This is a genomic window from Pseudomonas sihuiensis (assembly GCF_900106015.1).
GTDB lineage: Bacteria > Pseudomonadota > Gammaproteobacteria > Pseudomonadales > Pseudomonadaceae > Aquipseudomonas > Aquipseudomonas sihuiensis.
Genome location: NZ_LT629797.1, coordinates 4,532,938 through 4,554,126, shown reverse-complemented (window position 1 = coordinate 4,554,126; position 21,189 = coordinate 4,532,938). Strand labels below are relative to the sequence as shown.

At 63.8% G+C, this 21,189-nt stretch carries 15 protein-coding genes; 8 read left to right on the top strand and 7 right to left on the bottom strand.

Going from position 1 to position 21,189, the window contains the following annotated elements:
- Window positions 1–3 precede the first annotated feature (3 nt).
- The 7 genes from BLT86_RS21405 to pilG form a co-directional block, all read right to left on the bottom strand.
- Complete coding sequence (locus BLT86_RS21405) at window positions 4–1,023, bottom strand: chemotaxis protein CheB (protein WP_084340977.1); 1,020 nt, start codon at window positions 1,021–1,023, stop codon at window positions 4–6.
- Window positions 1,020–8,273 (bottom strand): Hpt domain-containing protein, encoded by a 7,254-nt coding sequence (locus tag BLT86_RS21400; RefSeq protein ID WP_092379447.1) that lies wholly within the window; start codon window positions 8,271–8,273, stop codon window positions 1,020–1,022. Before BLT86_RS21400 ends, BLT86_RS21405 begins: the two co-directional genes overlap by 4 nt.
- A gap of 25 nt (window positions 8,274–8,298) precedes the next feature.
- A complete protein-coding gene (locus BLT86_RS21395) occupies window positions 8,299–9,159 on the bottom strand; it encodes a protein-glutamate O-methyltransferase (RefSeq protein WP_092380478.1) in 861 nt (286 codons plus the stop codon).
- Between the two features lie 60 nt (window positions 9,160–9,219).
- Window positions 9,220–11,256, bottom strand: a complete 2,037-nt coding sequence (locus BLT86_RS21390; protein WP_003458793.1) for a methyl-accepting chemotaxis protein — start codon at window positions 11,254–11,256, stop codon at window positions 9,220–9,222.
- A gap of 84 nt (window positions 11,257–11,340) precedes the next feature.
- On the bottom strand, window positions 11,341–11,874 hold the full coding sequence (locus BLT86_RS21385) for a chemotaxis protein CheW (RefSeq protein WP_092379444.1): 534 nt from the start codon (window positions 11,872–11,874) through the stop codon (window positions 11,341–11,343).
- Between the two features lie 45 nt (window positions 11,875–11,919).
- Window positions 11,920–12,285, bottom strand: a complete 366-nt coding sequence (pilH, locus tag BLT86_RS21380; protein WP_003458790.1) for a twitching motility response regulator PilH — start codon at window positions 12,283–12,285, stop codon at window positions 11,920–11,922.
- 46 nt (window positions 12,286–12,331) lie between these two features.
- On the bottom strand, window positions 12,332–12,739 hold the full coding sequence (pilG, locus tag BLT86_RS21375; RefSeq protein ID WP_003458788.1) for a twitching motility response regulator PilG: 408 nt from the start codon (window positions 12,737–12,739) through the stop codon (window positions 12,332–12,334).
- Window positions 12,740–12,981: 242 nt separating this feature from the next.
- Here pilG and gshB point away from each other — a divergent pair, with 242 nt between their 5' ends.
- From gshB to BLT86_RS21335, 8 genes are all read left to right on the top strand, one after another.
- Complete coding sequence (gshB, locus tag BLT86_RS21370) at window positions 12,982–13,938, top strand: glutathione synthase (protein ID WP_084340974.1); 957 nt, start codon at window positions 12,982–12,984, stop codon at window positions 13,936–13,938.
- An 88-nt stretch (window positions 13,939–14,026) separates the two neighbouring features.
- Window positions 14,027–14,923: an energy transducer TonB gene (locus BLT86_RS21365; RefSeq protein ID WP_084340973.1), complete on the top strand. Its 897-nt coding sequence runs from the start codon at window positions 14,027–14,029 to the stop codon at window positions 14,921–14,923.
- Between the two features lie 94 nt (window positions 14,924–15,017).
- Window positions 15,018–15,587 (top strand): YqgE/AlgH family protein, encoded by a 570-nt coding sequence (locus BLT86_RS21360; protein WP_092379439.1) that lies wholly within the window; start codon window positions 15,018–15,020, stop codon window positions 15,585–15,587.
- Window positions 15,584–16,021 (top strand): Holliday junction resolvase RuvX, encoded by a 438-nt coding sequence (gene ruvX / locus BLT86_RS21355; RefSeq protein ID WP_092380475.1) that lies wholly within the window; start codon window positions 15,584–15,586, stop codon window positions 16,019–16,021. The genes BLT86_RS21360 and ruvX overlap by 4 nt, the downstream gene beginning before the upstream one ends.
- A 146-nt stretch (window positions 16,022–16,167) precedes the next feature.
- Window positions 16,168–16,671, top strand: a complete 504-nt coding sequence (gene pyrR, locus BLT86_RS21350) for a bifunctional pyr operon transcriptional regulator/uracil phosphoribosyltransferase PyrR (protein ID WP_092379436.1) — start codon at window positions 16,168–16,170, stop codon at window positions 16,669–16,671.
- Between the two features lie 10 nt (window positions 16,672–16,681).
- Window positions 16,682–17,689, top strand: coding sequence for an aspartate carbamoyltransferase catalytic subunit (locus BLT86_RS21345; protein WP_003458776.1), 1,008 nt, complete (start codon window positions 16,682–16,684; stop codon window positions 17,687–17,689).
- Complete coding sequence (locus tag BLT86_RS21340) at window positions 17,689–18,960, top strand: dihydroorotase (RefSeq protein ID WP_003458775.1); 1,272 nt, start codon at window positions 17,689–17,691, stop codon at window positions 18,958–18,960. Before BLT86_RS21345 ends, BLT86_RS21340 begins: the two co-directional genes overlap by 1 nt.
- A 255-nt stretch (window positions 18,961–19,215) precedes the next feature.
- Window positions 19,216–21,123 (top strand): beta-ketoacyl synthase, encoded by a 1,908-nt coding sequence (locus BLT86_RS21335; RefSeq protein ID WP_092379433.1) that lies wholly within the window; start codon window positions 19,216–19,218, stop codon window positions 21,121–21,123.
- The last annotated feature ends 66 nt before the right edge of the window (window positions 21,124–21,189 follow it).

The following is a 21,189-nucleotide window of genomic DNA, read 5'->3' as shown; positions in this document are numbered from 1 at the left end:
TCCTCAACTGCAATGTTCGGCGAGGTGATTGACCAGCGCCACGGCCAGCTCACGCGGGTCGGCACTGAAGCTGCTGTAACCGCCTTCGCGCAGGCTGTCGGGCATGCTCGGGCTGGCGCAGCTGTCGGCGCGCTGGGTCCAGATCAGGCCACCCTGGCGTTTGACGTAGGCGGCGGCGGCGCTGCCATCGCTGCCCATGCCGCTGAACGCGATCACCCCACACTGGGCACCGAACTGCTGCGCCAGGTTGAGCATCATCTGATCGATGGAGGGGCTGTACGGCTCAGGCCAGCCGCGCTCGGCAAGCTGCATCGCGCCGTCTTCGGCGAAACCCAGCTCGCGGGTGATCGGCACCACCACCACCTCACCACAACGCACCGGGTCGCCATGACGTGCCGAGTTGACGTGCCACTGACTGTGCCGACCGACCGCCTGCGGCAATGTCGCCTCGAAACTGGCGTCGATGTGTTGGGCATAGATGAAGCCGATGGGCAGGCCGCCAGGCAGGGCATCGAGAAATGCCTTGACCGCCGCCGGGCCACCCAGCGAGGCAGCCAGCAGCCATATCTGACGGGCCGGCTCGCCAGCTTTCAGCGGCGTATTGGCCAGTGCTTGCGGCAGCTCCAGACGTGCCGGACGCTGCGCTTCGTCGAGCAGTGCCTGCAGGCTCGGCCCGACCGCCTGGGTCGGATCGCCGACCAGGCGCTTGAGCTTGCCGAACAGGCTGCGCTCCCAGCGCGGGTAGTTCTCCGAATGGCGCTCGGGGGCATGGCCCTCGCCGAACAGCACCGGGGCGCTGACACGCTCGAGCAGGCTGTCGACCAGCGGCGAATCTTCCGACTGGGCCAGGTCCACCAACCACAGGTCGGTCTCGCAGGCTGCCAGTTGCTCCTCATCGAGCCGCGCCGGGTCGCTGTTGAGCACTACCTGATAACCGCCACCGGCCAATGCCTGCTGCAACACATGGCGCTGCAACGAGGTGTCGGCGATTACTGCAATGCGCGCGGAGGTTTTGTCTGTCATGTCCGTTTGACCCGATGGCTATCCACCAACTGAGCGATGGTGTCGAGCAGCAAGGACTCCTGATAGGGCTTGCCGAGGTATTGGTTGACGCCGATGGCCATGGCCCGCTCGCGGTGCTTCTCGCCGGTACGCGAAGTGATCATGATGATCGGCAGGTCCTTCAGGCGCTCGTCGTGGCGCACCAGCGTGGCCACCTCGAAGCCATCCATGCGCGGCATTTCGATGTCCAGCAGCATGATGTCAGGCTTGTGTTCCTGGAGCTGGGCAATAGCGTCGACCCCGTCCTTGGCGGTGACCACGTTCATGCCATTACGCTCGAGTAAACGGCTGGTGACCTTGCGCACGGTGACCGAGTCGTCCACCACCATGACCAGCGGCGGCCGGTCGGCCTCGACCTCTTCATTGGCCGCCTGACGCGAAGCCAGGCGCGGCGTCAACTGGTTCTGCAGATGTGCATGCCGCACACGAATGGTTGCCAGCAGGTCGAGAATCACCACCACGCGACCGTCACCGAGGATGGTCGCACCGGAGATCCCGTGCACCCCGGCAAACTGCGGGCCCAGGCTCTTCACCACGATCTCGCGCGAACCGGCCAGGCTGTCCACCTGCACCGCCACGGCATGCTCGCTGGAGCGCACCAGGATCACCGGCAGCGGCAGGCTCTGGCCTACCAGCTTGGGCTGCTGACCGTTGTTCAGCAGGTCGCCCAGGTACTTCAGCTCGTAAGTCTGGCCGGCGTACTCGAAGCGCGGTGCATCGGGCGCGTAATAAGCCTCCAGCTCGAACGGCGAAACCCGCACGATACCTTCGATGGTGTTCAACGGAATGGCATACAGGTCTTCGCCGGAGTACACCATCAGCGCACGGTTGACCGACACGGTGAACGGCAGGCGGATGGTGAAGCGCGTGCCCTGGCCGAGGCTCGACTCGATGCTCATCGAGCCGCCCAGTTGCTTGACCTCCGAGTGCACCACGTCCATGCCGACGCCACGCCCGGAAATCTGCGTGACCTTCTCGGCCGTGGAGAAACCGGCTTCGAGGATGAACTGCAGCACCTCATGATCACTGAGGTCACTGTCGGCATCCATCAGGCCACGTTCGATGGCTTTACGGCGTACGGCATCCAGGCGAATACCTGCACCGTCATCGTCCAGAGTCAGGACGATATCGGCCCCCTCACGCCCCAGGTTGAGGCGAATGGTGCCGGTATCCGGCTTGCCGGCTGCGCGGCGTACCTCGGCCTGCTCGATGCCATGGTCGACGGCGTTGCGCAGCATGTGTTCCAGCGGCGCGACGATGCGCTCGAGCACGGTGCGGTCCATTTCCCCTTCGGCGTTGCCGACGACGAACTCGACCTGCTTGCCCAGCTCGCCGGCGACCTGACGCACGATGCGACGCAGGCGCGGCACCAGACGGTCGAACGGCACCATGCGCGTACGCATCAGGCCTTCCTGCAACTCGGTATTGACCCGCGCCTGCTGCAGCAGCAGGGTCTCGGCGTCACGGTTCTTCGCCGCCAGGGTTTCCTTGAGGTCGAGCAAGTCGGAGGCGGACTCGAACAGCGCACGGGACAGCTGCTGCAGTTGCGAGTGGCGGTCCATCTCCAGCGGATCGAAGTCCTCGTAGCCGGCACGCTCGGCCTCGGCCTGGTAGCGGCTGAGAATCTGCGCCTGGGTCTCGGTATCGAGCCGGCGCAGCTGGTCGCGTACGCGGTCGATGGTCGCTTCCATCTCGCTCAGGGTGAAGCCGACATCGCTCACCTGTTGCTCGACACGGCCACGGAAAATCGAGGTCTCACCGGCCAGGTTGACCAGACCCTCTAGCAACTCGGCAGGTACCTTGACCAACTCCTGTGGCGCGCGGCGGGATGCCGCCTCCAACGCTGCCTCCTTCGCACGCTGCACGAACGGCAGCACCTTCGGCGCCTGCAACTGACCCGGCACGTCACTGGCAGCAATGATCGGGTTGAGCAGATTGTTCGCCGGCGCCGCGGCTGGTTCGGTAACCACTGGCTCATCGCCGAGGCTGGCGCTGAGGCGCTGGCGCAGCACATCGAGCTCATTCTGCAGTCCTTCGAAACCGGACTGCACATTGAGCAGCAGACTTTCCGGCCAGGGTGCCCCCTGCTGCAGCGCCTCGCTGAGATGCTGCTCCAGGTCGTGGCTGAGATCGCCAAGGCGCTTCTGTCCGGCCAGGCGTGCGCAGCCCTTGAGGGTGTGCAGCGTGCGCAGCATCTCGTCGATGGCGCTGACATCATCACGTTGTTCTTCCCAACGCCCGATCGCCGCCTCCATCGTTTCGAGCAGGTCATCGCCTTCTTCCAGGAAGATATCAAGGATATCGCTGTCAGCCTCTTCGGCTTCATCGCTCTCGACCACCGCCCTGAGGTGGACTGCCGACGGCATGCTCAACTGCTCGTCAGGGTTGGCACGAAAGCGCTTGATCGTCTCGATCAGGGCATGGCCCTGCGGCACCGCGCGCTGACCACGCACGGCTTCGAGCATCTCGGCCAAACGGTCGTGGCAGGCCTGCAGCAGGGTAAACAACTCCTGACTGGCTCGCAGGCGACCGCCACCGAGCCCCTCGTAAAGGAATTCCAGCTCATGCGCCAGGTCGCCGATTTCACGAATCTCGGCCATGCGCGCACCACCCTTGAGGGTGTGCAGGTCACGCTGCAGGGCTTCCAGCTCCAGACTGTTGTCGACGTCGCCCATCCAGCGCTGCAGAGCGGCACCGGCACTGTCGATGATGTCGAAACCTTCCTCGAGGAAGATTTCCACCAACTCGGGATCGCGCTCTTCATGCCAGTTGGCCAGCGTCGTGCCTTGTGGCTTTGACTCTGGCTCGACGATAGCCTCGGCCAGCGGCGGCAGTTCGTCTTCGGGCAACACCAGCTCGACTTCGTCGATCAGCGGCAACCCTGCCTCAGGCTCTGCCTGTGGCGCTTCGTCGAGCACGATTTCGTCTTCGACCAGTGCCAGAGGCGGCAGCTCGAAGCTATCGGGCTCCACCGTTTCGATCGACTCGACGAACTCGTCGTCCAGCGCCGGTTCAACCTGAGCCACTGCGGCCGACAGACTCTGCGGCGTGCCACCCTGGCGGAACTGACGAATTGCCTGAATCAGGTCGTCACCAGAGACCAGCGGCTGGCGGGCCTGCAACTGATCGAGCATCTGCGCCAGGCGATCATGGCTTTGCTGCAACAGGCTGCCCAGCGCTGGCGAATAGTTGTAACGGCGGTCGACCAAGCCCTCGTAGAGCGACTCCAGTTCGTGGCCAAGATCGCCAATCGGGCGAATCGCGGCCATCCGCGCACCACCCTTGAGGGTGTGCAGGTCGCGCTGCAGCGAGGACAACGGCATGGTGTTGTCCGGCTCACTGAGCCAGCGCTCCAGCGCCTGACCGGCGCTGTCGAGAATATCCACAGCCTCCTCGAGGAAGATCTCGACCATTTCCTCATCGAGGTCGGCGTCGACAGGGCTGAAACCCAGTTCGGCCTCGGCCTGCAACTCCAGGCCAGCGTCCTCGAAGATTGCCGGTTCGGCGAGCGTCTCTTGCCACTGCGCTGGCTCAGCCTCAGCTTGCTCCAGCTCGGCAGTGGCCTGGTCTAGCTCGATGATTTCCAGCCCCTCGACGCCAGGCGCCAGCAAGGCCAGGGTATGCGGATCGATGGCTTCGCTGAGCAGCTCACGCAGCGCCTGTACGCGCTCGGGTTGCGGGCTGACCTGCAAGGCCGCAGCGACCTGATCCATCATGCCGATCAGCGCTTCGTGAGCCTTTTCCGCTTCGTCGAAAAAGCGTTCGCTGACGGCCAGGCTGCCTTCCTCGACGGCACCATAGAGATCCAGCAGGGCCTCGCAGAGCTCGTCGATCTGCGGCAGCTCGGCCATTTCGGCGCCACGACCGAGCGTGGTCAGCTCTTCCAGCAGCGCAGACAGCTCCTGGCGCTCGGACGGATGCTCGCGCCATTTACGCAGCAGGTCCTCGGCATCCAGCAAGATGTCCATGCCTTCGGCGAGGAAGATGCTGATCATCTGCGGATCGCGGCTTTCACCGCTCTGTGCCATGCGCTCGTCTTCGGCGTTGGCGAGACGTTCCTGATGCAGCGCCTGGACGCGGGCAAGGAATGCATCGGCGCCGGGAATAGGTGCCAGAGGCTGAGTCTCGAGATTGTCGAGACCGATACGGAACACGCCCTCGGCGCTGCTCAACAACTCGGCGGCCGCCAGATCCACCTGAATCAGGTTGGTCTTGAACTCCTTGACCAGCTTCTCCAGCGGCGCAGCGATTTCTGCCACCGGCAGGATGCCGGCCATATAGGCACTGCCCTTGAGGGTGTGCAGTGCACGCTGCAGGTCGTCGGTGACTGGCTGCGGCAGCTCCTGGGCGCAATCAGCGAGAAAGCCCACCAGGGTATCCAGATGGGTTTCCGCCTCGTTGCGGAAGATTTCCAGCAACTGTGGGTCAAGGGGCTCACCATTGAGGGACTCGCTATCGAGCGGTTGGTCGGTGACCGACTCGACCTGCTCGACGACCTCGGTAGCGTCGTCAACGCCCACGGGCTCGGCTACCTGCTGGGCGGCCGGGGCGTTAGATTTTGGGGGCGTCAGGCCTTTGGCCAGGGCATGAGCCGTGGCGGCCAGCAGGTCGACATCATCACGCTGGCGCTGCGCCTTGGCGGCAAACTCTTCGACCAGCGCCGGCATCAGTGCGACCACATCCAGCACCACCTGTTGCACCGGGGCGCTCGGTTCGATGCTGCGATCCATCACACGGTTGAGCAGGTTCTCGATGGACCAGGCCAATTCGCCGAGCACCAGCGCCCGCACCATACGTCCACTGCCTTTTAGGGTATGGAAGGCGCGGCGCACTTCGACCAGCGCCTCCTTGTTGGCGGTATCGGCCTGCCACTGCGGCAGATACTCGGCGATGGTTTCCAGCACTTCGCCGGCTTCTTCGATGAAGACCTCCAGCAGCTCTTCGTCCACCGGCTCCTCATCCGCAGGCGGCGGCAGCAGGCTCGGCGGCACGTCGGCAGCAGGTGGGTTGATCGCCTGTACCGGAGCGGCCATGACATCGGCCATCGACAGCGGCTTCTCCGCCGCCGGTTCATCCGGCAGTTCCTGCACCTGCGGTGCGCTGGGTAGCTCGACTTCCGGTAGTTCCAGATCGGCCAGTTCCAGCTCATCCCACTGCGCCGGCTCGGCCAGTTGATCCAGGCTCAGCTCTTCGAGCTCAAGCTCCGGCTCGGCGTCAAGCAGCGGTGCGGCAACGGTTTCTTCGTCCTGCAGGGCGGGTAGCTCTTCAAGCTCGTCCAGCTCGAAGGTAAAGCTGTCGGCAGTCTCACGGGCGTCCGACTGCTCAGGCTCAGCGTCCAGCAGTTGCAGATCCGCAACCTCATCGCTGGACGGCTCGACTACATCGAAGATCAGCGCCTCGGTCTCGGCCAGGGGCTCTTCGAGCTGTTCGTCCTCGGCGCCCAGCAGTTCGATTTCCTGCAGCGGGTCAGCCAGCGGCGCCAGGCTTTCCTCCTGCGGTTCGACGTGGTCGAGAATCGACGGTTTTTCCTTGAGCGGATAACCCAGTGCTTCCAGGCTCTCCTCGGCGACATCGAGAATCAGGTCACCCTGGGTGCCGTGATCCTCGGCCAGACGCTCGAGGTAGTACTCGACGCTGGTGATGGCGTCGGCCAGGGTATCCAGGCTCTGCCAGTTGGGCACGGCCTTGCGCGCCAGCAACTGTTCCTGGATGTAGCGGTTACAGGCATTGAGCAGGTCGGCGGCACGCTGCAGCGGGATCATCGCCAAACCGCCACGAACCTGAGTCAGCAGGCCGGGCACACGCGCCAGGTGTTCGTGATTCCACTGCGAGGCGATGAACTCGATGATCGCGTCCTTGGCCTGCTCCAGGCCATTGCGCGCTTCCTTGATCACCAGCTGATGGATCTGCGCCACGTCGGTGGTGGGCAGGTGGCTCTGTTCGTTCTGGCTGTTGTCACTCGGGCCGACCATACCGGCCAGCGTCGCCTCGACATACAGCAGGGCGCCGGCGACGTCCATCAACACCGCATCGTTGGGTTCACGCTGCCCCAGGGACAGGCTGTGAATCACGTCGATCTGGTCGAGAATCACCTTGCGCGGCTGGCCGAAACCGAGCACCGCCAGGGTATCGGCGATCTGCTTGAGCGGTGCCAGCAGGGCATCCAGTTCGCTGACCTGGCTGCGATCACTGCGCACGAACAGATCGAGGCTGTCCTTGACCCGTACCAGCTCTTCACAGAGCGCGGCGACCACCGAACGCATGGCGTCGCGGTCAGGGCCCGCCAGACGGGCACGCTCTTCGTCCACCACTTCGTTGTCAGGCAGCGCCTCGTCGAGGCGGTACTGCTCTTTCAGCGCACGGATGCGCGGCGACTGCGCCGGTGCCTTGGCCACGTAGAACAGCAGATTCTTGGTCAGTTCATCCGGGGCGGGCTGGTTGATGCCATCGGCGCCCTGTTCGACCAGGCGCTTGAGTTCCTTGTCGACCTGGCGCAGCAGGGTGCGCACCGAGGTACCGTTGACCACGCTGCCATTGGCCAGGCCTTCGGCCATACCGGATGCGATCTGCCACAGACCGCCCAGCGGAGCGTCCTGGCACAGGGTTTCCAGGCGCGCGAAGACCCGCGCCATGTAGCCGAGGTTGGTGGGCAGGTCCTGATTGCGGATCACGCCGACCAGGGCCATCTGCAGCATCTGCCGCAGCTTGCGCAGCAGTACCGGCAATTCGGCAGTACGCAGGCGCGCCATGCTGCCTTCCGGCAGCGCGGGCAGGCGCGCGGACATGTCTGGCGAGAACAGGCTGGTTTCCGACAGTAGCTTTTCGCCACGGGCGGCGCGCAGGTCGTTGAGCAGCGGCAGCACGACCATGGGCAGGTCGCGGCGAGCGGTCTGGATGCGGTCGAGGTACACCGGCAATTGCAGAATGGCCTGCATCAGCACTTCCAGGGCTTCGCCCTGATTGGCCACGCGACCTTCCATCAGCGCCTTGGCCAGCTGCTCCATTTCCTCAGCGAGCAACGCCGCGCCGTAGAACTCGACCATCTGCAAGGTGCCGTGAACCTGGTGCACATAGGTCAGGCAGAAGCGCATGCGCGTAGGGTCCTGCGGGTTCTCGACGAACGCCTCCAGGGCTTGCCGCGCCTGCTTCAGGGTTTCCCCGATCTCGCCTTTGACCCACTCCAGGGCGACATAATCATGCCGATCACCCATAGCCACTCCACTCATAAACTTGGCCTTATCCCTTGCGGGTAAACGCCAGAACTCGCTCGTCGGCCACCGGCACCAGTTGCGGGTGCTGCCAACCGGCTACTTCGCCCACGCCCACGACCAGCAGGCCACCCGGCGCCAGGCTTTCGGCCAGGCGATTGAGGATGTCGCGGCGACGCCAGCGGCGGAAATAGATCAGCAAGTTCTGACAGAAAATCACATCCATGCCGGACATTGGCGCATTGGCCAGTTCCAGCACATTGAGCCGGGCACAGCACACACGCGCGGCCAGACTCGGTACTACCTTGAAACGCCCATCGGCCTGCGCGAGAAAGTAGCGCTCGCGCAGCTCGTCACTCACTTGCTCCAGGCGCCGCGCCGAGTAACAGGCCTCACGCGCCTTGCTCAGCACGCCCTGGCTGATATCGGTGCCGGTTACCGCAAAATGCTCGGGCAACTCGCTGCCCTGTAGCGCCTCAGCCGCCATAATCGCCAGCGAATAGGGCTCTTCACCACTGGAGCAACCGACGCTCCAGAACTCCCAGGGCTTGCCCAGGCCTGCCGCCAGGCGCTCCTGCAGGTACTGCGCGAGCACCTCGAAGGAAGGCCCATGCCGGAAGAAACGAGTTTCCTGTACGGTCAAACGATCCAGCAGGGTCGACCATTCCACTGCGCCGCGTGGGCCATCGGTGACCTGTTGGTAGTAGCTGGCGTAATCCGTGACGCCCAGTTCGCGCATGCGCGCACTCAGGTTGGTCTGCAGAAAGGCGCGCCGCTGCTCGCTGATCACCACACCGATACGCGCCTCGAGCAGCGTCTGCCAGTCGTGAAAATCGGCTTGCGACATATCGGCCACCGGGCGCAATGCCCACACGCCCGCTGACTGCATACCTTCGCCCTGGGTCATGGCTGTGTAGCGGAGGCTGCAGCCAGCCTCCGCACTCCTTTATCAGGCGTCTGGCAGGGTGAAACCGGATACCGACTTGCGCATCTCACTGGCCATCTTGGCCAGGTTACCAATGCTCTTGGCGGTGGCGGTGGTACCCGAGGACGTCTGCGAGGTGATCTCCTGGATCACGTTCATGGTGTTGGAAATGTGGCCCGCAGACGAAGCCTGCTGGCGGGCGGCGTTGGAAATGTTCTGGATGAGGGCCGCGAGGGTTTTCGATACCTTCTCGATCTCTTCCAGGGCCACCCCGGCGTCCTGCGCCAGGCGGGCACCGCGCACCACTTCGGAAGTCGTCTGCTCCATGGAGATAACGGCTTCGTTGGTGTCGGTCTGAATGGTTTTTACCAGCGCCTCGATCTGCTTGGTCGCCGCCGAGGAACGTTCTGCGAGGCGTTGTACCTCGTCCGCTACCACGGCGAAGCCGCGACCGGCATCACCGGCCATCGACGCCTGGATCGCGGCGTTCAGTGCAAGGATGTTGGTCTGGTCGGCAATGTCGTTAATCAGGCTAACGATGTCACCGATCTCCTGGGACGATTCACCGAGGCGTTTGATTCGCTTCGAGGTGTCCTGGATCTGCTCACGGATGTTATCCATGCCGGTGATGGTGTTGTGTACGACTTCGTTGCCCTTGTTGGCGATGGCTACGGAACGTTCCGCTACCGCGGAGGATTCCGAGGCGTTCGCCGATACCTGGTCAATCGACACGGCCATTTCGTTGATCGCCGCGGAGGCACCGGCAATTTCCTGCGCCTGGTGCTCGGACGCTTCCGCCAGGTGCATCGCCGTGGCCTGGGTTTCCTGGGCCGCACCGGCTACCTGAACGGCGGTCAGGTTGATGGTGGCTACCAGGTCGCGCAGCTGGTCGATGGAGTAGTTGATGGAGTCGGCGATGGCACCGGTGAAGTCTTCGGTTACCGTCGCGGCCACGGTCAGGTCACCGTCGGCGAGGTCGGCGATTTCATCGAGCAGACGCAGAATCGCCGCCTGGTTACGTTCGTTCTTCTCGGCGGTCTCGGCCAGACGACGGTTGGTCTCACGCACCATCACCAGACCGATGAGGATGATCGAACCCAGCGCCAGACCACCCAGCACGTAGCCGAACAGGGTGTTGATGGCACGGCCGTCAGCCAGGTCTTCGAAGCCGGCAGCCAGCTCGGAGGCTTTATCCAGCAAGGTCTGCGACACGGTGAAGATGGAGTTGGCCGACTCACGAACCTGGAACAGTTCCGGCGAGGTCTCGAGAATCTCGTCCACCGAACCGGATACGAATTCGAACAGCTCGGAAATCTCGGCCAGACGCTCGAGGGCCTCCTCGTCGGTCACCTGGCTGATTTCCATCGCCGCGTTGCCTTCGAGCATGGCGGCCAGTACGCGACCGAACAGGCTGGCATCACGACCGAACATGTCGGCGGCCTGTACCGAATCTTCGTCACCGGCCAGCACCTTGTTCACCGAGCCGAGAATACGCTCGGCCAGCAGCGACTGACGCTGGGCCACAGAGACCTGGGCAGCCGGCGCACCGCTTTCCAGCAGGATGTCGACCACTTCCTCGTACTCGACCTGCAATTGCGGAATGGTTTCCGCCAGGGTGGCGGCTACCTGGTGCAGCGACAGTACGGTCTGCTCACTGGCAATAATGGCGTCGGTGTTCTGCCGCAGGCTGTCCCAGTCCTGCTGCACCGCAGCCATCTGCGCTTGCACCGAAGAAGGTGCCGGAGGCAGGCCGGTATTGGCATCACCGTCGGTCAGGTAACTCCAGCGCCGCTGGAAGTCGTTACGCGCAGCACGCAGCAGGCCGAATGCCTCTGCCTTGCCCGCCGCAGCCTCAGTGGCGTTGTTGGCGATCCGCTGGGACAGTACGCGCAGCTCACCGGAGTGGCTGATGTACTCGGTATCGTAGTTGGACTGGGTGTTGATGTAGGCGAAGTTCGCGAACAACAGCACGATGGAAACGATAAGCACGACGAACAGCGCTGCGATCAGCGTACTGCTGCGTGCCCCCGCCAACAAATTGCCTGTATTTAGTTTTTTCATTATCTGGCCCCCGCCTGGACCGACCGCACTACGGTTCCCATGTAACGCCAAAAGGCCGGCAGAACCGACCCAACCGATAAATTTTTAATAAGCCACATCGAGAAAACCCGGATCGGCAGCCAGCGCGTAGGGGCTGAATACCAACCAGGGCTGTTCTCGCTGGAAGACACCGTGGATGAACGGCGCAATGCTCGCCTCGAGAGGCGGCAGTTGTTCTGAGTAGGCATCCACGGGGAAATGCTGCATACCGAAGACTTCGTCGACGGTAAGGCCAGCGAAGATTTCCTGGTGGTCCACCACCAGCACTCGCCGCTGCTTGCGCAGCGGCGACAGTTCATTACCGAAGAACCCGCACAGATCCATGATCGGCAGCAGGCGGCCACGCACATTGGCCACCCCTTTGACCCAGCCCTTCACACCCGGCAGCAGGGTGTAGCGCGGCTCGTGCAGCACTTCTCCCACTTCCCCCATCGGCGCGACGAAGAATCGCTCGCCCATGCGAAAGCCGATGCCGCTCCAGCTCTGCACCGCCGCCTGCTGCGACGGCAGGCCAGCCGCCAAGACCCGGCAGCGCTGGTCAATCTCAAGGAGAATCTGGAAAGGAGTCTGCGCGGACATGCCAGCCTTGGCCTTCTTTTTATTTAGTACACGGACAGCACGGCATCAGCCGGCCAGTACCGCATTGAGGGTCTTCAGCAAGGTATCTTCGTCGATCGGCTTGGTCAGGTAGTCCTTGGCGCCTTGGCGCTTGCCCCAGACCTTGTCGGTTTCCTGATCCTTAGTGGTGACGATGATCACCGGGATGTGGCTGGTCTCGGCGTCCTTGGTCAGCTGACGGGTCGCCTGAAAGCCGTTGAGGCCGGGCATGACGATGTCCATCAGCACCGCGTCGGGCTTTTCCTGGCGAGCCAGAGCCACGCCGTCAGCGCCGTTTTCCGCCTTGAGTACCTGGTGCCCATGTTTTTCCAGCATGGCGGTCAGCTTGTACATCTCGGTCGGGGAGTCATCAACAATTAGAATTCGAGCCATGGTGTTTCCCAATACAGAAGTGGCGTACGGCGGTCAGGCCGGAACGTCAGGAGGCTTGTTCCACCGGGGTGAAGTCCGGCACATGAGCCTTGATCGCACCGAGCAGCTCTTCCTTGCTGAAGGGCTTGGTCAGGTATTGATCGGAGCCGACGATGCGCCCCTTGGCCTTGTCGAACAGGCCGTCCTTGGAGGACAGCATGATCACCGGGGTGGATTTGAAGGCACTGTTGTTCTTGATCAGGGCACAGGTCTGATACCCATCGAGACGCGGCATCATGATGTCGACAAAGATGATGCTGGGGTGAGTGTCGGCAATCTTGGCCAGGGCATCGAAGCCATCGACCGCAGTGATGACATCACAGCCCACTTTTTTCAGCAGAGTTTCAGCGGTGCGACGAATCGTTTTCGAATCGTCGATCACCATCACTTTCAAACCCTCGGAATGCTGTTCCATGTTCGCCCTACCATCGCCTCGGTGAGTCGTTATATTCACGTTATCAGTATGCCTGAGGCCCTGTTGCCGATGGGCCTTGACCCAGTCGTCGGGCCTTTGTAGCACACTCTCCAGATGCAATCTATAAGCCTGCCGGGGCTGCGCCAGCCCTTGACCAAGGCCATCGCCAACGCCACCCTGACAGCCTCACAAGGCATAGCCAACCAGACCTCAACCCTCTTAATCTCGCGGAGATTTCCCCCATGAGCCTTCGTCTCGGGATCGTCATGGATCCGATTGCCAGCATTTCCTTCAAGAAGGACAGCTCGCTGGCCATGTTGCTGGCCGCTCAAGCACGCGGCTGGTCGCTGTTCTACATGGAGCAGCAGGATCTCTATCAGGTTCGCGGCCAGGCCCGTGCCCGCCTGCGTTCTCTGGAAGTGTTCAATGATCCGCAGCGCTGGTTCACCCTTGGTACGGAACAGGACACACCGCTGGCCGAACTGGACGTGATCCTGATGCGCAAGGATCCACCTTTCGATAACGAATTCGTCTACTCCACCTACCTGCTTGAGCAGGCCGAGAACGACGGCGTACTGGTGGTCAATCGGCCGCAGAGTCTGCGCGACTGCAATGAAAAGTTCTTCGCTACCCAGTTCCCTCGGTACACCCCCCCCGCTCTGGTCACTCGGCGCCCCGACATTGTGCGCCAGTTTGCCGATGAGCACCGTGACATCATTCTCAAACCCCTTGATGGCATGGGTGGTTCGCAAATCTTTCGTCACCGCGAAGGCGACCCGAATCTCTCGGTGATTCTGGAAACCCTGACCCTGCATGGTCGCCAGCAGATCATGGTTCAGGCCTACCTGCCGGCAATCAAGGACGGTGACAAGCGCATCCTGATGATAGATGGGGAACCGGTACCCTATTGCCTGGCACGCATTCCGGCTGCCGGGGAGACCCGCGGCAACCTGGCCGCCGGCGGCCGCGGCGAGGCGCGCCCGCTGACCGAGCGCGATCGCGAAATTGCCGTAGCAGTCGGGCCTACCCTGCGCGAAAAGGGCCTGATCTTCGTCGGACTCGATGTGATTGGTGATCATCTGACAGAAATCAATGTCACCAGCCCGACCTGCATCCGCGAGATCGACGCCGCCTTCGATACCCGTATCGGCGAACGCCTGATGGACTGCATTGCCAACAAGCGCGGGCTAAAAGCTTGACGCAAGTGGCAGCCTGGCGCCTGCAACTTGCAGGCGCCCACTGCTACCCGGCAGACTGCGCCTCATTCGAAAGCCGACCCGATACGCGATGAACGCAGCAGCCACCCCAACCACTGTGCCCTCCGCCACCGTCCGTCCGGCGGATCGCCTGGGGTTCACCCTGTTTCTCGCCGCAGCGCTGCATGTGGCGCTGATTCTTGGCGTCGGCTTCACCCTGGAGTCGCCGCCAGAGATAAGCAAGACGCTGGAAATCACCCTGTCCACCTTCAAGAGCGAAGAGAAGCCCAAGGAGGCGGACTTCCTGGCACAGGACAACCAGCAAGGCAGCGGTACGCTGGAACATGCCGCAGCCCCCAAAACCACCGAGCAGGCGCCCTTCCAGGACAGCGAGGTGCGCAAGGTCACCCCGCCCGCCACCCCGCAGCAGCCTGCCACCAGACAGGAAGTCCCCAAGGCTGCAGTCGCCACACGCGCACCGCAGCAGCAGAAAACCCCGGTCAAACGCGAAGAAACCAAGCAGGTGCCTCAAACCCAGCCTGCGCCAGTGTTCGACTCTGCTCAGTTGTCCGCCGAGATCGCCAGCCTGGAAGCGGAACTGGCGCAGGAGGTGCAGGCCTATGCCAAACGCCCGAAGATCCACCGCCTCAATGCTGCCTCGACCATGCGCGACAAGGGCGCCTGGTACAAGGACGAATGGCGCAAGAAGGTCGAGCGCATCGGCAACCTGAATTATCCCGACGATGCTCGTCGTCAGCGCATCTATGGCAGCCTGCGCCTGCTGGTGTCGATCAACCGTGACGGCTCGCTGTACGAGGTCCAGGTGCTGGAATCGTCCGGCCAGGCCATGCTCGACCAGGCCGCGCAGCGCATCGTGCGCCTGGCCGCGCCCTATGCGCCCTTCACCGGCGACCTGGCTGATATCGACCGCCTGGAGATCATCCGCACCTGGCGCTTCGAGCGCGGTGATCGCCTGTCGAGCAACTAGAGCGTCGATCGAAACGGCCAGCATACGAAGCCGCGGGCGCCCTGCGTTGCCCTATGGCTTGAAGCCCGGCGGCTTAAAGCCGAAACTAGCCGCCATGAAGAACTCAGCCCCTACCTCGCTCAAGCACCACTTCCTGATCGCCATGCCGCACATGGACGATCCGAATTTCGCGCAAACCGTCACCTACCTGGTCGAACACAACGAGCAGGGCGCGATGGGCCTGGTGATCAACAAGCCCAATGGCCTCAACCTGGCCGATGTGCTGGAGCAACTACGCCCTGATGAGGAGCCCGCGGCACTGTGCCACAGCCTGCCGATCTTCGCCGGTGGCCCGGTACAGACCGACCGCGGCTTCGTCCTGCATCCCGCTGGTCCGCAGTTCCAGGCGACCCTGGAGCTGGGCGAGCTGGGCCTGTCCACCTCGCAGGATGTGCTGTTCGCCATCGCCGACGGCAGCGGCCCGGACCGCTACCTGATCAGCCTCGGCTATGCCGGCTGGGATGCCGGACAACTGGAGGCCGAACTGGCCGACAACGCCTGGCTGACCTGCCCCGCCGACAGCAGCATTCTCTTCGACCTGCCGTTCGACCAGCGCCTCGATGCCGCAGCCGCGCGCCTGGGCGTCAACCTCAGCCTGCTGACCTCGCAGGTCGGGCACGCCTGATGAGCGACAAGCCACTGCGCCTGCTGCTGGGTTTCGACTATGGCACCAAGCAGATCGGCGTCGCCGTCGGCCAGGTGATCACCGGCCAGGCCCGGGAGCTGTGCGTGCTCAAGGCGCAGAACGGCGTGCCGGACTGGAACCGCGTCGAAGCGCTGATCAAGGAGTGGCAACCGGACGCCGTGGTGGTCGGCCTGCCGCTGAACATGGACGGCACGCCCAGCGAAATGAGCGCCCGCGCCGAGAAATTCGCCCGCCGCCTCAACGGCCGCTTCAACCTGCCGGCCTACACCCACGACGAACGTCTGACCACCTTCGAGGCCAAGGGCCAGCGCCTGCGCGAAGGCCAGAGTGGCGGCTATCGCGAGCGCCCGGTCGACTCCATTGCCGCCGCCCTGCTGCTGCAGGGATGGCTAGAGGAAAACTGCACGGTCTGAGAGCTACCTGCGTTGCCGATGCTGCGTTAAAAACAGGCTCGGAATGCTCATTTACAACTCGTAAACTGCGCTTCCTCGCCTGTTTTTGCCTTGCCTCGGCGGCCTCGCTTACGCTCTCAGAAGCTGTTCATATTTGGAGTTTCGCCATGCTACCCAATCCCAACGACCTGCTGCCGGCCATGGCCAGCGCCCTGACCCAGCACCTGAACCAACGCCAGATCAGCGAGCCGCGCTTCATCGGCATCCGTACCGGCGGCGTCTGGGTCGCCCAGGCCCTGCTTGCCGCCCTGGGGCGCGATGACGCACTGGGCGTGCTCGACGTGTCCTTCTACCGCGATGATTTCACCCAGAACGGCCTGCACCCGCAGGTGCAACCGTCCGAACTGCCCTTCGAGATCGAAGGCCAGCACCTGGTGCTGATCGACGACGTGCTGATGAGCGGGCGCACCATCCGCGCCGCACTGAACGAACTGTTCGATTACGGCCGCCCCGCCAGCGTGACCCTGGTCAGCCTGCTCGACCTGAATGCCCGCGAGCTGCCGATCCGTCCCGATGTGGTCGGTGCCACCCTGTCGCTAGCAACCAACGAGCGGGTAAAATTGTCCGGACCCACGCCGCTGACCCTCGAACTCCAGACGCTCGCCAACTGAGAACCCTGCGATGACGCCACTCGCCGCCAAGCGCCCGCTGCAGCTCAATGACCAAGGCCAACTGCGCCATTTCCTCTCACTCGACGGCCTGCCGCGCGAGCTGCTGACGGAGATTCTCGACACCGCCGACTCCTTCCTCGAAGTCGGCGCGCGTGCCGTGAAGAAGGTGCCGCTGCTGCGCGGCAAGACTGTGTGCAACGTGTTCTTCGAGAACTCCACACGCACCCGCACCACCTTCGAGCTGGCCGCCCAGCGCCTGTCCGCCGACGTCATCAGCCTCAACGTGTCGACCAGTTCCACCAGCAAGGGCGAGACGCTGTTCGACACCCTGCGCAACCTCGAAGCCATGGCCGCCGACATCTTCGTCGTGCGCCATGCCGACTCCGGCGCCGCGCACTTCATCGCCGAACACGTGTGTCCGAACCTGGCGATCATCAACGGCGGTGACGGCCGTCACGCGCACCCGACCCAGGGCATGCTCGACATGCTCACCATCCGCCGTCACAAGGGCGACTTCGAGAACCTGTCGGTGGCCATCGTCGGCGACATCCTGCACTCGCGGGTGGCACGCTCGAACATGTTGGCGCTGAAGACCCTGGGCTGCCCGGATATCCGCGTCATTGCGCCGAAGACCCTGCTGCCCGTCGGCCTGGAGGAAAGCTACGGTGTGCGCGTATTCAGTGATGCCAATGAAGGCCTCAAGGACGTCGACGTGGTGATCATGCTGCGCCTGCAGCGCGAGCGCATGCAGGGCGGCCTGCTGCCCAGCGAGGGCGAGTTCTATCGCCTGTTCGGCCTCACCGAGCAGCGCCTGAAACTGGCCAAGCCGGATGCCCTGGTGATGCACCCAGGCCCGATCAACCGCGGCGTGGAGATCGAGTCGGCAGTGGCTGACGGCCCGCAGTCGGTGATCCTCAACCAGGTCACCTACGGCATCGCCATCCGCATGGCCGTGCTGTCGATGGCCATGAGCGGGCAGAACGCCCAACGTCAACTCAACGCCGAGGAGGCCAACTGATGCGTACCGCAATCCTCGGCGCTCGCGTGATCGACCCGGCCAGCGGCCTGGATCAGGTCACTGACCTCTATATCGACGGCACCAAGCTGGCCGCCATCGGCCAGGCGCCTGCTGGCTTCGTCGCCGACAAGACGCTCGACGCCCAAGGACTGATCGCTGCCCCCGGCCTTGTCGACCTGTCCGTGGCCCTGCGCGAGCCAGGCTATAGCCGCAAGGGCAGCATCGCCACGGAAACCCTGGCGGCTGCGGCCGGCGGCGTCACCAGCCTGTGCTGCCCTCCGATCACCAAGCCGGTGCTGGATACCTCGGCGGTGGCCGAGCTGATTCTCGACCGCGCCCGCGAAGCCGGACACACCAAGGTCTTCCCCATTGGCGCGCTGAGCAAGGGGCTGGCTGGCGAACAACTGGCCGAGCTGGTTGCCCTGCGCGATGCCGGTTGCGTCGCCTTCGGTAACGGCCTGGACAACTTCCGCAGCAGCCGCACCCTGCGCCGCGCGCTGGAATATGCGGCCACCTTCGACTTGCAGGTGATCTTCCATTCGCAGGATGCCGACCTGGCCGAAGGCGGGCTGGCGCATGAGGGCCCGACCGCCAGCTTCCTCGGCCTGGCCGGCATCCCGGAAACCGCCGAGACCGTGGCCCTGGCCCGCGACCTGCTGCTGGTGGAACAGAGCGGCGTGCGCGCGCACTTCAGCCAGATCACCAGCGCCCGCGGCGCCGAGCTGATCGCCTCCGCCCAGGCACGTGGTCTGCCGGTGACCGCCGACGTGGCGCTGTACCAACTGATCCTCACCGATGAGGCGCTGATCGATTTTTCCAGTCTCTATCACGTACAGCCACCACTGCGCTCGCGGGCCGACCGCGACGGTCTGCGCGAAGCGGTAAAGGCCGGAGTGATCTCGGCCATCGCCAGCCACCACCAACCGCACGAACGCGACGCCAAGCTGGCGCCCTTCGCCGCCACCGAGCCGGGCATCAGCAGCGTGCAACTGCAGCTGCCGCTGGCCATGAGCCTGGTGCAGGACGGCCTGCTGGATCTGCCGACGCTGCTGGCACGTTTGACCAGTGGCCCAGCCGCCGCATTGCGCCTGCCGGCCGGCACGCTGAGCGTTGGTGGCGCTGCCGATATCGTGCTGTTCGATGCGCAGGCCTCCACCGTCGCTGGCGAGCAGTGGTACTCCAAGGGCAGCAACTGCCCGTTCATCGGCCATTGCCTGCCCGGCGCGGTGCGCTACACGCTGGTGGATGGACATATCAGCTACCAGAGCTGAGCCCTTCGAGCCCACCGCCTGGCGGGCTCGCTGTTCGAGGGTGCGCCAGGCGCACCCTCGGCCCTTGCAAAGTCCCATCCCATCCGCGACACGCGCCGCACTTGCCACGACATTGGACGAATGAGTGACTCGACGGTCATGATCCACGTCAGGTTAGGCAGCCGAAATTTTCCAAATGCCACCGCCCTATGACCCCGCCCGCGCCCAAGGCGCCGGCCTGGCGTCGCGCTGGCCTTGTTCAGGAGCTTTTGAGTTATGTCGCGCTTACCTGTGATCGTGGGTTTTGGGGGTTACAACGCAGCCGGGCGCAGCTCCTTCCACCATGGTTTTCGCCGTACCGTGCAGGAGTCGCTGGAACCCCAGGCGCGCCAGGAAACCCTGGCCGGGCTGGCGCAGATGATGAAGCTGGTGCGCGTGGTCGACGGCCAGTACCGCGATCAGGACGGTCAAGCACTCAGTCTGGCGGAGATCGAAAGCCGCTACGCCAAGGAGATTCTGGCCGGCACCCTCGTGCGCCGCCTAGAAAAGCAGCACCTGGACCCGGACGCGGCCCATTGGCAGAAGAGCATCAGCGTCGCCCCCGCCAATGGCGCCAGCCTGAGTTTCATCACCCAGCGCAAGCAATTGCCCGAGCCACTGCCGGCCAACTGGTCGGTCGAAGAGCTCGAAGGCAACGAAGTACGCGTCACCCTGCATGACAGTTGCGAATTCAAGGTCGACAGCTATCGCCCGCTGGCAGTGAAATCCGCCGGCCAGTTGCCCACCGGCTTCGAGCCGAGCGAGCTGTACAATTCGCGCTTCCACCCGCGCGGCCTGGCCATGACCGTGGTCGGCGTCACAGACGCCCTGCGTTCGGTCGGCATCGATTGGCAGCGCATCGTTCAACATGTCGCACCAGACGAAATCGCCGTGTTCGCCAGCTGCATCATGAGCCAGCTCGACGAGAACGGCTTCGGCGGCATGATGCAGTCGCGCCTCAAGGGTGGCCGCGTCACGGCCAAACAGCTGGCCCTGGGCCTCAATACCATGCCGGCGGACTTCATCAACGCCTACGTGCTCGGCAGCGTCGGCACCACCGGCAGCATCACCGGCGCCTGCGCCACCTTCCTCTACAACCTGCAGAAGGGCATCGAGCAGATCGCCAGCGGCAAGGCACGCGTGGTGATCGTCGGCAGCAGCGAGGCACCGATCAACCAGGAATGCATCGAGGGTTACGGCGCTATGGGTGCGTTGGCCACCGAAGAAGGCCTGCGTCAGATCGAGGGCAAGAGCGACGTGGACTTCCGCCGCGCCAGCCGCCCGTTCGGCGACAACTGCGGCTTCACCCTGGCCGAAGCCTGCCAGTTCGTGGTGCTGATGGACGACGAACTGGCCCTGGAGCTGGGCGCCGACATCCACGGCGCGGTGCCGGACGTGTTCATCAACGCCGATGGCTTCAAGAAATCCATTTCCGCCCCCGGCCCGGGCAACTACCTGACCGTGGCCAAGGCCGTGGCCAGCGCCGTGCAACTGCTCGGTCTGGACGCCGTGCGCAACCGCAGCTTCGTCCACGCCCATGGCTCCAGCACACCGGCCAACCGCGTCACCGAGTCGGAAATCCTCGACCGCGTCGCGGCGGCCTTCGGCATCGAGCAATGGCCGGTCACCGCAGTGAAGGCCTTCGTCGGCCACTCCCTGGCCACCGCCAGCGGCGACCAGGTTATCGGCGCCCTCGGCGCCTTCAAGTACGGCATCGTGCCGGGCTTGAAGACCATCGACGCAGTCGCTGGCGACGTGCACCAGGATCATCTAAGCCTGTCCACCGAAGACCGCAAGGTGGGTGAGCAGGCGCTGGACGTGGCCTTCATCAACTCCAAGGGCTTCGGCGGCAACAACGCCAGCGCCCTGGTGCTGGCCCCACACGTGACCGAGCGCATGCTGCGTAAGCGTCATGGCCAGGCTGCATTCGATGCCTACCTGGCACGCCGCGAGGGCACCCGTGCCGCCGCAGCCGCGTACGACCAACTTGCTCTGCAGGGCAAACTGGACATCATCTACAACTTCGGCAACGACATGATCGACGACCAGGCGATCTCCATCACCACCGAAGAAGTGAAGGTGCCTGGCTTCGACCAGCCGCTGGTATTCAGGAAGGACGCGCGCTACAGCGATATGCTCGATTGAGCTTGGCTCGTTCCCGTAGGGCGGGTGCAACCCGCCACTGTCACGGCGGGTTGCACCCGCCCTACG

Excerpts from the sequence above, each read along its gene's own strand:
- BLT86_RS21405 (WP_084340977.1), bottom strand. The coding sequence starts at position 1,023 with ATGACAGACAAAACCTCCGCGCGCATTGCAGTAATCGCCGACACCTCG.
- BLT86_RS21400 (WP_092379447.1), bottom strand. The coding sequence starts at position 8,273 with ATGGGTGATCGGCATGATTATGTCGCCCTGGAGTGGGTCAAAGGCGAG.
- BLT86_RS21395 (WP_092380478.1), bottom strand. The coding sequence starts at position 9,159 with ATGCAGTCAGCGGGCGTGTGGGCATTGCGCCCGGTGGCCGATATGTCG.
- BLT86_RS21390 (WP_003458793.1), bottom strand. The coding sequence starts at position 11,256 with ATGAAAAAACTAAATACAGGCAATTTGTTGGCGGGGGCACGCAGCAGT.
- BLT86_RS21385 (WP_092379444.1), bottom strand. The coding sequence starts at position 11,874 with ATGTCCGCGCAGACTCCTTTCCAGATTCTCCTTGAGATTGACCAGCGC.
- pilH (WP_003458790.1), bottom strand. The coding sequence starts at position 12,285 with ATGGCTCGAATTCTAATTGTTGATGACTCCCCGACCGAGATGTACAAG.
- pilG (WP_003458788.1), bottom strand. The coding sequence starts at position 12,739 with ATGGAACAGCATTCCGAGGGTTTGAAAGTGATGGTGATCGACGATTCG.
- gshB (WP_084340974.1), top strand. The coding sequence starts at position 12,982 with ATGAGCCTTCGTCTCGGGATCGTCATGGATCCGATTGCCAGCATTTCC.
- BLT86_RS21365 (WP_084340973.1), top strand. The coding sequence starts at position 14,027 with ATGAACGCAGCAGCCACCCCAACCACTGTGCCCTCCGCCACCGTCCGT.
- BLT86_RS21360 (WP_092379439.1), top strand. The coding sequence starts at position 15,018 with ATGAAGAACTCAGCCCCTACCTCGCTCAAGCACCACTTCCTGATCGCC.
- pyrR (WP_092379436.1), top strand. The coding sequence starts at position 16,168 with ATGCTACCCAATCCCAACGACCTGCTGCCGGCCATGGCCAGCGCCCTG.
- BLT86_RS21345 (WP_003458776.1), top strand. The coding sequence starts at position 16,682 with ATGACGCCACTCGCCGCCAAGCGCCCGCTGCAGCTCAATGACCAAGGC.
- BLT86_RS21340 (WP_003458775.1), top strand. The coding sequence starts at position 17,689 with ATGCGTACCGCAATCCTCGGCGCTCGCGTGATCGACCCGGCCAGCGGC.
- BLT86_RS21335 (WP_092379433.1), top strand. The coding sequence starts at position 19,216 with ATGTCGCGCTTACCTGTGATCGTGGGTTTTGGGGGTTACAACGCAGCC.